The organism is Nonomuraea sp. NPDC003560, from assembly GCF_042878785.1.
GTDB lineage: Bacteria > Actinomycetota > Actinomycetes > Streptosporangiales > Streptosporangiaceae > Nonomuraea.
The window spans coordinates 430,840-445,348 of sequence record NZ_JBIAOF010000007.1 but is presented as its reverse complement, the minus strand read 5'-3'; the positions used below and the strand labels follow the sequence as shown (position 1 = coordinate 445,348).

Here is a 14,509-nt window from a genome sequence, read left to right as displayed (position 1 = left end):
ACCGGCCGCCCACCCCGCTCACTCCGGCCCGCTCACTCCGGGCCGCGACGGGCCCGTCCCGTGAAGTAGGCGGCCGCCGCCCGGGTGTGGGCGGGGAACGCCAGCTCGGCGGGCCCGTCGATGACCAGCCACTCGCTCGTCTCGTCCGTGGCCTCCATCGGCGGCAGCGCGGACGCGGTGACGCGCGGGCCGAGCCCGAAGATCAGCACGGTTCCGTCCGGGGCGCTGACCACGTCGAAGAGCGTGACGTCGGCGGCCTCGGCCACCACGCCCGTCTCTTCGCGCAGCTCGCGCACGGCCGCCTGCTGCCAGGACTCCCCCAGGTCGATGAACCCGCCGGGCAGGGCGAGCCGGCCGCGGCGCGGCTCGACGTCCCGGCGTACGACGAGCAGCCCGTCGTCGACGGGCAGCAGCGTCACCGCGACCGGCAGCGGGTTGAGGTAGCTGGTGTTCCCGCAGGCCGCGCAGGTGCGGGGCCAGGGCTGGCCGGGGGCGAAGGCGGCGCCGCAGAAGGAGCAGTACGCGTTCCTGATCACGCCGCGATCCTAGAGCCCGGCCCGGCGACCGGGCCGGCTGGACGACGGTGCCATGGGGTCAGCCCGCGACCGAGCGGTCCGCGCGGCTGACCAGGGGGTTGCCGCGGTGGGGTTGCCAGGCGGCACGCAGGCCGCGCAGCTCCTCCCGGACCCGGGCCGAGGAGATCAGCCGGATGTCGTCGCTCAGGTCGAGGACGGTGGCCGCCGCCTGGTCCACCTCCCCCGCGCGGAGGAGGGAGTGGGCGGCCCGCAGCCCGATCAGGGCACGGGTGCGCAGCTCGACCGGCCGTCTGGCCCGCATGGACGCGGCGAAGTGGCGGGCGGCGGTGGCGTGGTCGCCGAGCTGGGTGAGGGTCAGGCCGATCTGGTGCTCCAGGGACTCGCGCCGGTAGTTGCCCGTCCATTCCGACTCGGGGACGGAGTCGGCGCGTTCGAGCTGGGTCTCGGTACGGCTGAGCAGCCTGAGCGCGTCCCAGCGGGTGCCGGCGGCGGCGTGGGTCTCGGCGCGCATGCCGGTGATCCACGCCTGGGTGCGGGCGGGACCGTGCCCGGCCAGCGCGGACGCGGCCGCCTCGGCCAGGGCCAGCGCCTCGCCGTCGTGGCCCAGCTCGGCCGCCTGGACGGCCATGCTGCGCAGGGCGGTGGCGCGCAGCAGCAGGTCGGCGGCCTCGTCGGCGAGACGCACGCTGCTGATGTAGTAGCGCTGGGCCAGGGCGTGGGCGCCGGCGTCCATGGCCATGTAGGCGGCCAGGTAGCTGAGCTCGGCGGCGGCGGTGAACAGGTCGGGCCTGCGGCGGCCGGTCGTGCCGTGCAGCAGGGGCGTGACCTCGCGGGACAGGTAGGCGGCGACCGCGGCGCGGGCGTGGCCGCCGCCGTAGCGGTCGTCCAGGTCGGCGAAGGCGCGGGTGGTGGCGCGGATCCGTTCGACGTCGCCCGCGCCGGCCCGGCGGGCCGCCGCGCGGCCGCCCGCCCGCCGCGCGGCCAGGACCGATAAGCCCGATAAGCCGGACAACGCGGCCAGGGTGAACGTGCGCCGGTTGAGCAGGTCGTCCTCGCCCAGCACGGCGAGCCGGGCGACCGGGTCGCCACGCCAGGGATCGTCGGCGGACGGCGGCCCGCCCGGCTCCGGCCAGCCCAGATGCGCCGGGCGCAGGCCGGGCCTGCCCAGGCGGCGGCGGAACGCCTCGACCGCCGCGCGCACCGCCTCGGGACGCGGGATCGTGCCGGTCAGCCAGTGGCCGACCGCCGAGCGGTCGTAGTGCACGCGCTCGCCACTCTCGGCGGCGACGGCGTTGACGTGCCGCGCGGTGGCCGCGTGGGTCCAGCCCGCCTGCTCGATCAACGCCGCCAGCGCCCGGTTGACGACTGGGTGGGTACGGCGGGGCGGCATCTCATCTTCACATCGCTTCACATCACTGTGGCCTCGACGGTGCGCCGGACGTGGCTCACCGTCAAGAGTGCGGGCCGTGCCCCTCGCGGGACGGCCCCGTACGCAGGACGGCGAGGGAGGGGCTGATGGACGGGCTGCACGGCGCGGGCCGGCACGAGACCGGCCTGGAGGAGGCGGCGCAGGAGGAGCTGACGGCCGCGCTGGCGGGCCGCCCGCTGGTCTGCGTCGAACGGTTCAGCACCGCGCTGCGCACCGGCTACACCGGCCCGGCCCCGGTCGAGGTGCTGCGCCCGGCGCTGAGCATCGGCTGCTACTCGGCGTGGGACCCGGCGCTGCCCGGCATGGTCGTCGCCGCCGAGGAGCGCACCAGGACCCGGTCGGTCGCCGAGCGGCACGCCTGGCTGCCCCGCGTCCGGCACGAGGCCGCCCGGCACCTGCTCAAGCTGGACCGTCCGCCGGTCGTCTTCACCTGGTACGACAACGCCCGCCTGCGCGAGCTGGCCGGCCCCGGCGGGGTGGTCGCGGCCATCGACGCCGACGTGCGGGCCGCGATCGAGGCCAAGCACCTGCTGGACGACCTGCTGCGGGCGGCCGGCGTGCCGGCGGTGGCCCGCGTCCCCTGCGTGCACGTCGAGCGGCTGCCCGGACTGGCCGAGCTGCGGCGCGCGGTCGGCACCGAGCGGGTGGTGGTGCAGGCGGGCCGGCGGGCGGACCGGCACGGCACCGTGGTCGTCGCGGGCGAGGACGACATGCCGCGCGCGGCCCGGCTGCTCGGGCCGTACCGGGTGGCGGCGTACGTGCCGGGGTGGCCGTGCACGATCGCGGTGCTCAGCGTGCCCGACCGCGACGGCGGCGTCCGGGTGTACGCCGACCGGCCCGCCCACACCTCGGCCGGGATCGCCGAACTGGGCGCCGGGCCGATGCGCAGCACGGGCGACGACTGGTCGCGCCCCTGGCCGACGCCCGCCGCCGCGCTGCTCATCGAGTGCGCCGAGCGCATCGCGTCCTGGGCCTGGCGCAGGTACGGCGCGGCCGGCCTGTTCAGCGTGGAGGCCATCCTCACCCCGGGCGAACGGGTCCACCTGACGGCGATCAAGTGGCGGCACCAGGAGGGCACCGAGGTGGCGTCGGTCAACCAGCAGGCCGCCGGGCTGCCCCCGTTCGTGCTGGCCCACCTGTCGGTGATGCTCGGCGGGCCGGTGACCTGGCTGGGGGACGCGCAGGAGTTCAACCAGCGCACGCTGCTGCGCTCGGCCCGGCCGGGCGGGCCGTTCCACGTCCGGGTCCGCCTGGCCCGCGACACCCCCGTACGCGTGTCGGCCGCCCACGGCCCCGGCGTCTACCGTCTGGACCGGTCGGGGAGCCTGCGGTGGGTGCGGCGGGGGGCGCACCCGTCGCAGGCGCGGGCGAGCCAGGGCGAGTTCCTGCTGGCCAACCTGCCCGAGCCGGACGTCGTCTGCCATCCGGGGGCCCACCTCGCCACCGTCGAGGGCGTCGCCGAGGACGGGGCGCACCCGTTCGACGGCCCGGACACCGCCTCCCTGGCGACCCGGCGGATCGTCGCGGCCGTCGAGGAGCTGTTCGACGAGGTCAAGGAGCTCTGATCGGCACGTTGCGACAGGGAGCCCGCGGACCGATGAGTTCTCCCGTCCCCGGTGGTCCAACCTGGTGTCACCCGACTCCGCGGAAGGACCCACACCGATGAGCACCACGCACATTCTCGACATACCGGGCGGACGCCTGCGCTACCACGTCCGCGGCAGCGGCCCGCTGCTGCTGCTCGTGGGCGCGCCGATGGACGCCGCCCCCTTCGCCCCGCTGGCCGAGGAGCTGGCCGGCGAGCACACCGTCGTCACCCACGACCCGCGCGGCGTGGCCGGCAGCACGCTCGACGACCCCGGCCAGGACTCCACCCCCGACCTGCGGGCCGGCGACGCGCTCGCGATCATCGACGCGCTCGGCGCCGAGTCGGCCGACGTGCTCGGCAGCAGCGGCGGCGCGGTCACCGGCCTCGCCCTGGTCACCCGCCACCCCACCCGCGTGCGCACCCTCGTCGCGCACGAGCCGCCCGTGCTGGAGCTGCTGCCCGACGTGGCCCGGCGCCGTGCCGAGGTGGACGACATGATCGAGACGTTCCGCCGGGAGGGCCCGGGAGCGGCGTTCGGGAAGTTCATGGCCACCGCGGGCTTCCAACCCGGCGAGGACGCCCCGGCCCCGCCGCCGAGCGAGTCGCCCGAGCAGGACCTGGCCGACGCCGCCCACTTCTTCCTGCACGAGCTGCGCGGCACCACCCGCTACGTGCCCGACGTCGCGGCGCTGAAGGCCGGGCCGGCCCGCGTCGTCGTGGGCGTCGGGGCCGACTCGGGCGGCCTGCTCACGCACCGCACCGCGCAGGCGCTGGCCGACCTGCTCGGCACGCCGCCGGTGGTGTTCCCCGGCGAGCACACCGGCTTCGTCGACCGTCCGAAGGAGTTCGCCGACGTGCTGCGCGAGGTGCTGGCCCGCTGACGCGGGAGGCCCGCCGAGGCGGCGGGCCCCGGGCGGCAGGCCCCGGGCGGCGCGCTCCTGGTGGCTCGCTCCTGGTCGGGCGCTCAGCCGCCGGGGGTCAGGTTCGCCGGGAAGCCGCCGGTCGCGATCGGCCCCCAGCGGTCGATCGTGATCCGGATCAGCGACTTGTCCTGGCGGCGCATGGCCTGCCGGTACTCCTCCCAGTCGGGGTGCTCGCCGGCGATGCACCGGTAGTAGTCCACCAGGGCGTCGAGGGCCTCGGGCATGTCCAGCACCTCGGCTCGCCCGTCCACCTGGACGTAGGGGCCGTCCCAGTCGTCGGACAGGACGCACATCGAGACGCGCTCGTCGCGCCGGGCGTTCGCGGCCTTGGCGCGCCCGGGGTAGGTGGAGACCACGATCCGGCCCTCGTCGTCGACGCCGCACGAGACCGGCGAGAGCTGGGGACGCCCGTCGGCGCGGGTCGTCGAGAGCAGGCCGTGGTGCCGGGGGCGGAGGAAGTCGAGCAGTTCGGGCAGATCGACGCGGCGGGCGGTCGCGATCCTGGGAGCCATACGGGACGCCTTTCCTGTGCGGTGCCGGCTTCGATCCTGCCATCCGGCGCGGGCCCCGGCTTCCGGGGCTCGCCCAGGCGGCCCTATGGTGTGGTTCGCTGGCATATGCCGGTACGCGCCCGAAGGGAGGAGCGGAATGCCGGAAGTCCGTCCGCTCCGGCCGGGCGATCCCGACAGGATCGGCGACCACCGGCTGCTCGGCGTGCTCGGCTCGGGCGGGCAGGGGGTCGTCTACAAGGGCGTCGACGGCGCGGGCCGCGAGGTCGCGATCAAGCTGCTGCACAGCCACCTGACCCAGGACGACGACGTCACCCGGGGCCTGCTGCGCGAGGCCGAGGCGGCGCGCCGGGTGGCCGCGTTCTGCACGGCCGCCGTGCTGGACGTGGGGGTGGCCGACGGGCGGCCGTACATCGTGAGCGAGTACGTCGCGGGCGACACGCTGCAGAGGCTCGTCCGGGAGTCGGGGCCGCGCACGGGGGGCGCCCTGGACCGGCTGGCGATCTCCACGCTGACCGCGCTGGCCGCCATCCACGAGGCCGGGATCGTGCACCGGGACTTCAAGCCGGGCAACGTGCTGATGGGGCCCGAGGGGCCGATCGTCATCGACTTCGGCATCGCCAAGGCCCTGGGCGCGACGACGCAGGCCTCGGCGCCGATGGGAACGCCGGCGTACATGTCGCCCGAGCAGTTCGCGGGCGAGCGGGTCGGGCCGGCGTCCGACGTGTTCAGCTGGGCGGGGACGATGGTGTTCGCCGCCACCGGCCATCCGCCGTACGCGGGTGAGACGGTCGCCGCCATCCTGCACAAGGTCATGAGCGGGACGCCCGACCTCACGGACGTGCCGGCCCGCCTGGTGGACCCGATCCGGTCCTGCCTCGCCAAGGACCCCGCCGCCCGTCCCACCCCCGCTGCCCTCCTCCGCCACCTCATCAGCGCCCCCGGCACCGCGGGGCCCGGTGCGCCGATCCCCCCGCCCGGAGCCGGAGCGACGGCCCGTCCGGCCGGACCCGGATCCGGTGCGACGGTTCCGCCGCGCGGGCCTGGGGCGACGGTTCCGCCCGCCGGGGGCGGAGCTGGGGCGACGGTTCCGCCGGCCCTGGCTGGGGCGACGGGGCCGGCGTTTCGTGGGGAGGCGACCAGGCCGGGTACGGATCGGCGGGTGAGCCGGCGGGCCGTGGTGGTCGGCGGTGCGACGGCCGCGGTGGCTGCGGCGGCGTCCGCCTTCCTTCTTCTGCGCCCCGCGAACGGCCTCGCCGACGACCCGTCCCCCCGCCCCACCGGCGACCCGACCGGCCCCCCGGCGACGGGCACGCCGACGACGCAGACCACGCCCACGACAGCGGCGACGAGCCCAGCGCCCAGCACGTCCGCCACGGAGTCCCCCACTGGGTCGCCCACCGGATCCCCCACGGCGTCCACCACCCGGTCCCCCGCCGCCGAGCCGTTCGGCGCGCCCGTCAGGGAGCCCGTGGCGCTGCCGGCGGGCAGCGGGACGCCGGCCGTCCTGGCCGCCGCCGGCGCCACCGTCGTCTGCGGCACGTCCAAGGGCACGGTGCTCGTCTGGGACCTCGGCCCGGCGTCCGCGCCCGTGCGCAGGCTGGGCGACGGCGGCGCCGCCGCGACCGCCGTGGCCTGCGCCGACGGCAAGGCCGCGTCCGGGCACGGCGACGGCGCGATGCGGCTGTGGAACCCGGCGGGCGGCGCTCTCCACACGAAGAAGGCGGCCGACCCGGTCATCGCCGTCACCACCGCCGGACGCGCGGTCGCCGTCACCCAGAAGTACGACAGCCTGAAGGACCTGCACAGCGTCGTCCGCCTGTGGGACCTCGCCACCGGCCGCCAGATCGGCCCCGCCGTCACCGACCACTTCCAGGGCGTCAACGGCCTGGCGTTCGGCCGCCTCGGCGACGAGGAGGTGCTGGTCACCGGCGACGGCGCCAACCGCGTCCGGGTGCGCCGCCTGTCAGACGGAAAGGTGACACATACCTACAAGACCGGCGAGATCGGCGGCATCGAGCTGCTCGCCTGCGGCGAGCTGGACGGCCGTCCCGTCCTGGTCTCCACCCACCTCGACGCCACCCTGCGCGTCTACGACCTGGCGACCGGCAGGCGCAGGAAGAAGTGGAACTTCAGCCGCCGCAGCCCCGACGACCGGGGGGCGTCCGCGCTGGTCGTGGGCGCGCTCGGCGGCAGGCCCGTCGCGGTCGTCGCGCACGCGCCGGGCGGCGGCGAGACGGTCGTCCGCGTCTGGAGCCTGACCGACGGCAAGGTCGTCGGGGAGCTGGGCCCGGGGCCGGGCGCCGAGGTGCGGGCCCTGGCGCTGGCCGAGCTGGAGGGCCGTCCCGTGGTCGTGGGCAGCGGCGGCGACGCTCTGCTGAGCGCGTGGAGCCTCGGTCCCGCCTGACGCTCATCCAGGTTTAAGAATCGCGGCCTAGGGTTCGGCTGTGCTCATGGACGAAGTGGTGAAGGAGCCCGTGCGGACGCGTCCGCGCCGGGTCTGGCGGCGGCGGCTGGCGACGGCGGTCGCGGTCCTGTTCGCGGCGGGGACGGCGGTCCGGCTCGGCGGCCTGGAGTCGGGCGTCCTGCTGGTCCCGCTGGTGTCCTTCACGCCGTACTTCGGGGTGGCGGCGCTGCTGATGCTGGGGACGGCCGCGCTGGCCCGCAGCCGGGCGGCGGTCGCGGTCATGCTGGCGGTGTGCGTGTGCCTGGCCTGGCTGGTGCTCCCGCGCGCCCTGCCCGGCGGTACGGACGCCTCGACCGGCCGCCCGTTGCGCGTGCTGACCGCCAACCTCAACGGCGGCCGCGGCGACGCCCGCACGATCGTCGACCTGGTCCGCACGCTGAACGTGGACGTGCTCAGCCTCCAGGAGCTGACCTGGGCGGAACGCGACCGGCTGGCGGCGGCCGGGCTGGAGACGCTGCTGCCGTACCAGGTCACCAAGCCGGAGACGTGGGGGCCGGTCGGCAGCGGCGTGTACGCGCGCCACCCGCTGCGCGAGCGCACGGGCCTGTTCCAGCCGGTCGGGCACCACATGCCGGTCGTGGAGGCGGCGCTGCCCGGCGGCGCGGTGGAGGTGGTGGTCGTGCATCCGGTGGCGCCGGTGCCCTCGACGGTGCCGGAGTGGGCGGCAGGGGTCGGGACGCTGCCGCCCGCGCCGTCCACGGGCGCGCCCCGGATCCTGGCCGGGGACTTCAACGCCACGCTGGACCACGCCGTGTTCCGGCGGCTGCTGGGCACCGGCTACACCGACGCGGCGGCGGCCACCGGCAAGGGGCTGGTCCCCACGTGGCCGATGCGCCGGATCCCGCCGCTGGTGGCAATCGACCACGTGCTCACGGACGGACGGGCGCGGGCGGTGGACGTGCGCGTCCTCGACCTGCCCGGCTCCGACCACCGCGCCCTGTTCGCCGACCTCCGCCTCCAGAGCTGACCCGCCGGAAGCCCGCGTCCGCCGACCGGCCGGGCACGGACCCCCGGACGGGCCGGGCGGTGTCAGGCGATCCAGGCTGCCGTGTCGGTGGGCAGGCGGTCGCCGTCCAGGGCGCCGCTGGCCAGCAGGACCGTGCCGTGGGCGGGCAGCGGCACCGGGTCGGCGCCCAGGTTGACCACGCAGGTCAGACCGGAGTCCCGGGTGAAGGCGAGCACGTCGGGCCCGAGGTCGAGCCAGGTGAGCGTGCCGTCGCCGAGCCGCTCGGCACGGATGCGCAGCCCGTCCCGGTAGAGGTTGAGCATCGAGCCCAGGTCGGCGGTCTGGGCCTCGACGGTGAGCTTGTTCCAGGCGTCCGGCTGCGGCAGCCACGGCGTGGCCGTGCCGAAGCCGAACGGCGGCTCGTCGCCCGACCACGGCAGCGGCACCCGGCACCCGTCGCGGCCCTTCACCGTGTGGTTCGAGCGCCGCCACATCGGGTCCTGGCGCAGCTCGTCGGGGATGTCGTCCACCTCCGGCAGGCCCAGCTCCTCGCCCTGGTAGATGTAGATGCCGCCGGGCAGCGCCATGGCCAGCAGCGCCGCCGCGCGCGCCCGGCGGTAGCCGAGCTCCAGGTCGGAGGGGGCGCCGTCCCTGCGGTCGGCGTGGTCCCAGGAGGTGTCGGCGCGGCCGTACCGGGTGACGACGCGGGCGACGTCGTGGTTGGACAGCACCCAGGTGGGCGGGGCGCCGAGCGGGGCGTGGGTGGCGAGGGTCTGCTCGATCACCTGGCGCAGCCCGGCGGGCTCCCAGGGGCAGGCCAGGAACGGGAAGTTGAAGACGGTGTGCAGCTCGTCGGAGCGCAGGTAGCGGGCCAGGCGCTGCTGGTCGGGCAGCCAGACCTCGCCGACCAGGACGCGGCCGTCGTACTCGTCGTTGATCAGGCGCCAGCTCCGGTAGACGTCGTGGACCTCGTCCAGGTCCTCGTACGAGCCGGTCAGGCCGTCGGGCTTGGCGAGCAGGGCGGCCGAGTCGATGCGGATGCCGTCCACGCCGCGGTCGTACCAGAAGCGCAGCACGTCGTGGAACTCGCGGTGGACGTCCGGGTTGGTCCAGTTGAGGTCGGGCTGGCCGGGGTCGAACAGGTGCAGGTACCACTGGCCGTCGGGCACCTGGGTCCAGGCGGGGCCGCCGAAGATCGACTGCCATTCGCCGGGCTCGTCCCGGAACCAGAACCGGTCGCGCACGGACGGGTCGCGCAGCGCCTCCTGGAACCACGCGCTCGCGGTCGAGCTGTGGTTCGGCACCACGTCGATGATGATCCGGATGTTCAGGGCGTGCGCCTCGGCGATGAGCTCCTCCGCCTCGGCCAGGGTGCCGAACACGGGGTCGATGTCCCGGTAGTCGGCCACGTCGTACCCGCCGTCGGCCAGCGGCGACGGATACCAGGGGTTGAGCCAGATCGCGTTCACCCCGAGCGCCGACAGGTACGGCAAACGTGCCCGCAGCCCCGCCAGGTCGCCCACGCCGTCACCGTTGCCGTCGGCGAAGCTGCGCAGGTAGACCTGATAGATCGCGGCTCCCCGCCACCACGTTTCGGACATGCTGAAGACAACTCCTTGCCATAGGTGGAGGCACTCAGCCCTTGAGGCTGCCGGCGGTGAGTCCCGCCATGATGTGCCGCTGGAAGATGAAGAAGACGATGACGGTCGGGATGCTGGCGATCACCAGGCCGCCCATGACCTGGTCCTGCGACACGGCTCCGGCGGTCTGGGCCAGGCCCACGCTGAGCGTCATCTTCTCGCTGTCGCTCATGACGAGCAGCGGCCAGATGAAGTCCTTGAACGAGGTGACGATCGTGAAGATCGACGTCACGCCGAGGATCGGGCGGGAGACCGGCAGCACCACCGACCACAGGATGCGGAACGGGCCGCCGCCGTCGATCTGGGCGGCTTCGAGCAGCTCGCGGGGGATGGAGTCGAAGAACCTCTTGAGCAGGAAGATGTTGAAGCCGTTGGCCGCGGCGGGCAGCCACAGGCCCCACGGGTTGTTCAGCAGGTCCCAGCCGAGGACCGGCACGTCGTGGATGGCGAGATAGGTGGGGATGAGCACGACCATCGGCGGGATCATCAGCGTGGCCAGCATGGCGCCGAGGATGACGTTGCCGAACGCCGGGCGCAGCTTCGACAGCGCGTACGCGGCGGCGACGTCGACCGACATGGTGATCAGCCAGCCGCCGCCGGCGTACAGGACGGTGTTCCTCAGCAGCGTGCCGATGTCGAACAGCTCCCACGACTCCAGGAACTTCCCGAAGTTCAGCTCCTTCGGGAAGAGCGTGGGCGGCACCTGGGCGAACTCCTCGGCCGACTTCAGCGCGCCGGTGATCATCCAGTACATCGGCAGGAGGAACACGACCGTGAACGTGACGACCGTCGCGACCAGGACCGTCCAGTAGACCCGCCGTCCCCACCGGCTGTTGAGCTGGTGCGGGGAGATGATCGTGCGGAACTGCACCTCGATGCGCCTGGGCGGCCGTCTCCTGGCCCGGCGTCCTGGCGAGGGCGGCGCGGCGGGGCGTCGCAGGGTGGCGTTCGACATGGTCAGCCCTTCTCCTCGCGGGTCAGCCGGAGCTGCACGGCGGCGAAGGCGAGCAGCACGACCATGAGCATCATCCCCAGCGCGCCGCCCGCGCCGTAGTCGCTGTAGGTGAACGCCTGCTGGAACATCAGGAAGACGACGGTGGCGGTGGCGTTCTCGGGGCCGCCGCCGGTGAGCAGGTACGGCTCGATGAAGACCTGCATGGTGGCGACGATCTGCAACATCAGCATGAGCAGCAGGATCAGCCGGGTCTGCGGGATCGTGATGTGCCTGATCCGCTTCCAGACGCCGGCGCCGTCGAGCTCGGCGGCCTCGTAGAGGTCGGGCGGGATGTTCTGCAGCGCGGCGAGGTAGATCAGGGTCGCCGAGCCCATGTTCATCCAGGTCGAGACGAGCACCAGGCAGAGCAGCGCGGTGTCGGTCGAGTAGATCCAGTTGAGTCCGGGCAGCGAGAAGAAGCCGAGGATCTGGTTGAACAGGCCGACGTCGGGGTCGTAGAACCAGCGGAAGAGCAGCACCGCGACGGCCGGGGGCAGCATGACCGGCAGGTACACCACGAACCGCAGGTAGGCCCGGCAGTGGCGGAGCTCGTTGAGCAGGATCGCCACCGCGAACGGCAACCCGTAGCCGAGCACCAGCGCGAGGACGGTGAACATGAGCGTGTTCAGCCACGCGGGCCCGAAGGCGGGGTCGGCGAAGGCGGCCCTGAAGTTGTCCAGCCCGACCCACTCCGGCTCGTTGACCAGGTCGGTCTTCTGGAAGCTGAGGATGAACTCCTGGACGATGGGATACCAGGAGAACAGGACGAAGCAGAACAGCGCCCCGACCATGAACCCGTAGGCCGTCAGGTTCCTCCGCAACGCCCGGCGCAACGGCGAGGGCGGCCTCGGCCGTCGCGCGGCTCCGGCGGTCGCAATGCTCATGGGGTGTCTCCGATCACCGACTCGACGTACCGGGGCGCCGGCGGGTGCGGCGCCCCGGTCTCACGTTCCGCTCAGCTCTTGCCGAGCATGGCGTTCGCCTTGGTCTCGGCGTCCGCGAGGAGCTGGTCGACATCGGCGTCCTCGCGGCTCAGCACGGCCGACATGGCGACGTCGAGGATGGCGTAGAGCTCCTGGGCGTGCGGCGGCTCCATCTTGGGCGGGATGGTGGCCGAGGCGTCCACGTACGGCTGGTAGTTCTCCACCGGCAGGGTGGCGTTGGCCTTGCGGGCCTCCTGGATGGCCTTGCCGGTGGGCGAGGCGCCGTAGACGTCGTTGTCGGGCACGCCGACCGGGTTGCCGAGCGACTTGCCGCGGGCGAAGTCGAAGCGGCCCTTGCCGACGGTGTTGAAGCGGAAGTTCACCCAGGCCAGGCCGGCCTTGGCCTGCTCGGGCGTGGCCTTGGGGTTGACGAAGAACGCCTCCCCGCCGCTCAGCGACGCCTTGGCCTCGGGGAAGCCGGTGATGCCGTAGTCGGTGGCGGCGCCCTTGAACTTGTTGACCACGTCGGTGACGACGTCGGGGGCGCCGAGCATCATGCCGACCTTGCCCGAGCCCATGGCCTGCATGAGGGGCTCCCAGGCGTTGAACAGCTTGGCGCCGGTGCTCTTGTCCACCCAGCGCAGGTCCTTGAGGAACTGCAGCACGGCCTTGCCCTCGGGCGAGTTGAACGCGGCGGTCCTGCCGTCGGCCGAGACCATGTCGCCGCCGCGGCCGTACAGGGCCTGGTTGAAGTGCCAGCCGCCGGTGTTGCCGCCGGAGTACTCGCCGTAGCCGATGACGCCGCCGCCGAGCGCGGCGATCTTCTTGGCCGCCTCGCGGACCTCGGCCCAGGTCTTGGGCGGGCTGTTGGGGTCGAGCCCGGCCTTGGTGAACAGCGCCCGGTTGTAGACCAGGCCGACGCTGTAGTGGACGTTGGGGACGCCGTAGACCTTGCCGTCCTTGGTGACCAGGTCGCGGACGTCCTGGCGCAGGTCGTTCCAGTTCTTGATCTCACCGGTGTACGGCGTGATGTCCAGGCCCTGCCCCTTGGCGATCACGTCGCCGTAGTTGGTGACCGGAACCACGAACACGGTCTCCATCTGGCCGCCGGCCAGCTTCGGGCCGAAGGTCTTGGGGTCGAAGCAGGGCTGCTGGTCGGTGCTCTTGACCGTCACGCCGGGGTTGGCCTTCATGAACGCGGCCACGTCGTCGTCCCAGGCCTGCCGCTCCTTGGGGGCGGACTTCGCGGGCTGGCAGGCGACGGTGATGCTCACCTGCGCGGCGCCGGAGGCGCTGCCCTGCGCCTCGGGCTTGGTGTCGTCGCCACTGCCGCAGGCCACGGCGCTCATGCTCAGGCCTGCCGCCACGAGCAGCCCCACAGTCCTGCGATAGTCCGATCTCTTCATCGATCTGACCCTTCCGAAGCTTGACGAAGCCGGGGGACGGTGAGGCGCCCCGCTGTGCGCTCACAATGGCAGATCCCTCAGATGTCCGCAATGTTTCGACATAGGGTTGCAAGATAACGACTAGGTCACCGGAAGTCGTTCTCAGGACGAGCCGCGAACCCGTCCCGTCGAGGCCCTGACCACCAGTTCCGGGTCGAAGAGCAGCTCGTCGGCGGGCACCACGTGCTTGTCGATCTGCGCGATGAGCAGGTCGACGGCGGCCCGGCCCATGGCGTCGATCGGCTGCCGCACGGTGGTCAGCGGCGGGTCGGTGCAGTTCATCAGGGCCGAGTCGTCGAACCCGACGACCGAGACGTCCGCCGGCACCGACAGGCCGGCCCGGCGCACGGCCCGCACCGCGCCGAGCGCGAGCACGTCGCTGGCGCACACGATGCCGGTCACGCCCCTGGCGACCAGCCTGGCGGCCGCCGCGTGGCCACCCTCCAGCGAGTACATGCTGTGCTCGACCAGCGCGGGATCGACCTGCCCCGCCACGGCGGCGAGCTTGCGCCGGGACGGCACGTGGTCGCGCGGCCCGAGCACCAGGCCCACCCGCTCGTGACCCAGGCTGCGCAGGTGGCCGAGCGCGATCTCGGCGGCCACCACGTCGTCGGCCGACACCTGCGGAAACCCCAGGTGCTCGACGGCGGCGTTGACCAGGACGGTCGGCAGTCTGCGCTCGTAGAGCAGCTCGTAGTGCTCGTGGGAGGCGTCGGCCTGGGCGTAGTGGCCGCCGGCGAAGACGACGCCGCTGACCTGCTGGGAGAGCAGGAGGCTCACGTAGTCGGCCTCGCTCACCCCGCCGACCGTGCGGGTGCACAGCACGGAGGTGAAGCCCTGCTGGGCCAGGGCGCCGCCGACGACCTCGGCGAACGCCGGGAAGATCGGGTTCTGCAGCTCGGGCAGCACCAGGCCGACCAGCCGGGCGCGGTCGCCGCGGAGCCGGGTGGGGCGCTCGTACCCGAGCACGTCGAGGGCCGTGAGCACGGCCTCCCTGGTGGCCTCCGACACGCCGGGCTTGCCGTTGAGCACCCGGCTCACGGTCGCCTCGCTCATGCCGACCTTCTTGGCCACGTCTCCGAGTCGTCGGGTCATGCGCAAACTATACG

12 protein-coding genes are annotated in these 14,509 nt (G+C 73.7%); 4 read left to right on the top strand and 8 right to left on the bottom strand.

What is annotated here, in order from left to right:
• Nucleotides 1-32: 32 nt before the first annotated feature.
• Nucleotides 33-536 (bottom strand): NUDIX domain-containing protein, encoded by a 504-nt coding sequence (locus ACFYUV_RS28575; protein WP_387673081.1) that lies wholly within the window; start codon nt 534-536, stop codon nt 33-35.
• A 58-nt stretch (nt 537-594) separates the two neighbouring features.
• Entirely contained in the window at nt 595-1,926 is a 1,332-nt protein-coding gene (locus ACFYUV_RS28570; RefSeq protein WP_387673078.1) for a hypothetical protein, read from the bottom strand.
• Between the two features lie 125 nt (nt 1,927-2,051).
• Between ACFYUV_RS28570 and ACFYUV_RS28565 the strand changes: the two genes are divergently transcribed.
• Together ACFYUV_RS28565 and ACFYUV_RS28560 are read left to right on the top strand one after the other, a co-directional pair.
• Nucleotides 2,052-3,530 (top strand): hypothetical protein, encoded by a 1,479-nt coding sequence (locus tag ACFYUV_RS28565; RefSeq protein WP_387673075.1) that lies wholly within the window; start codon nt 2,052-2,054, stop codon nt 3,528-3,530.
• A gap of 97 nt (nt 3,531-3,627) precedes the next feature.
• Complete coding sequence (locus ACFYUV_RS28560; RefSeq protein WP_387673074.1) at nt 3,628-4,434, top strand: alpha/beta fold hydrolase; 807 nt, start codon at nt 3,628-3,630, stop codon at nt 4,432-4,434.
• 83 nt (nt 4,435-4,517) lie between these two features.
• Here the strand turns inward: ACFYUV_RS28560 and ACFYUV_RS28555 are convergent, their stop codons facing one another.
• Nucleotides 4,518-4,988 (bottom strand): PPOX class F420-dependent oxidoreductase, encoded by a 471-nt coding sequence (locus ACFYUV_RS28555; RefSeq protein ID WP_387673072.1) that lies wholly within the window; start codon nt 4,986-4,988, stop codon nt 4,518-4,520.
• A gap of 136 nt (nt 4,989-5,124) precedes the next feature.
• Here ACFYUV_RS28555 and ACFYUV_RS28550 point away from each other — a divergent pair, with 136 nt between their 5' ends.
• The gene (locus tag ACFYUV_RS28550; RefSeq protein ID WP_387673069.1) at nt 5,125-7,392 is read left to right on the top strand and encodes a WD40 repeat domain-containing serine/threonine protein kinase; all 2,268 of its coding nucleotides are present in this window, start codon (nt 5,125-5,127) and stop codon (nt 7,390-7,392) included.
• A gap of 46 nt (nt 7,393-7,438) precedes the next feature.
• Nucleotides 7,439-8,419 carry an endonuclease/exonuclease/phosphatase family protein gene (locus ACFYUV_RS28545; RefSeq protein WP_387673246.1) on the top strand — a complete coding sequence of 327 codons (981 nt, stop codon included), beginning with the start codon at nt 7,439-7,441 and terminating at the stop codon, nt 8,417-8,419.
• Nucleotides 8,420-8,481: 62 nt separating this feature from the next.
• Here the strand turns inward: ACFYUV_RS28545 and ACFYUV_RS28540 are convergent, their stop codons facing one another.
• The 5 genes from ACFYUV_RS28540 to ACFYUV_RS28520 all read right to left on the bottom strand — a co-directional run bounded on the left by ACFYUV_RS28540 (nt 8,482) and on the right by ACFYUV_RS28520 (nt 14,495).
• Nucleotides 8,482-9,999 (bottom strand): glycoside hydrolase family 13 protein, encoded by a 1,518-nt coding sequence (locus tag ACFYUV_RS28540; RefSeq protein WP_387673067.1) that lies wholly within the window; start codon nt 9,997-9,999, stop codon nt 8,482-8,484.
• A gap of 34 nt (nt 10,000-10,033) precedes the next feature.
• A complete protein-coding gene (locus ACFYUV_RS28535) occupies nt 10,034-10,993 on the bottom strand; it encodes a carbohydrate ABC transporter permease (protein ID WP_387673065.1) in 960 nt (319 codons plus the stop codon).
• Nucleotides 10,994-10,995: 2 nt separating this feature from the next.
• Nucleotides 10,996-11,916: a sugar ABC transporter permease gene (locus ACFYUV_RS28530; protein WP_352325894.1), complete on the bottom strand. Its 921-nt coding sequence runs from the start codon at nt 11,914-11,916 to the stop codon at nt 10,996-10,998.
• Nucleotides 11,917-11,987: 71 nt separating this feature from the next.
• Nucleotides 11,988-13,361 (bottom strand): ABC transporter substrate-binding protein, encoded by a 1,374-nt coding sequence (locus ACFYUV_RS28525; RefSeq protein WP_387673062.1) that lies wholly within the window; start codon nt 13,359-13,361, stop codon nt 11,988-11,990.
• Nucleotides 13,362-13,502: 141 nt separating this feature from the next.
• Nucleotides 13,503-14,495, bottom strand: a complete 993-nt coding sequence (locus tag ACFYUV_RS28520) for a LacI family DNA-binding transcriptional regulator (RefSeq protein WP_387673059.1) — start codon at nt 14,493-14,495, stop codon at nt 13,503-13,505.
• Between the last annotated feature and the right edge of the window lie 14 nt (nt 14,496-14,509).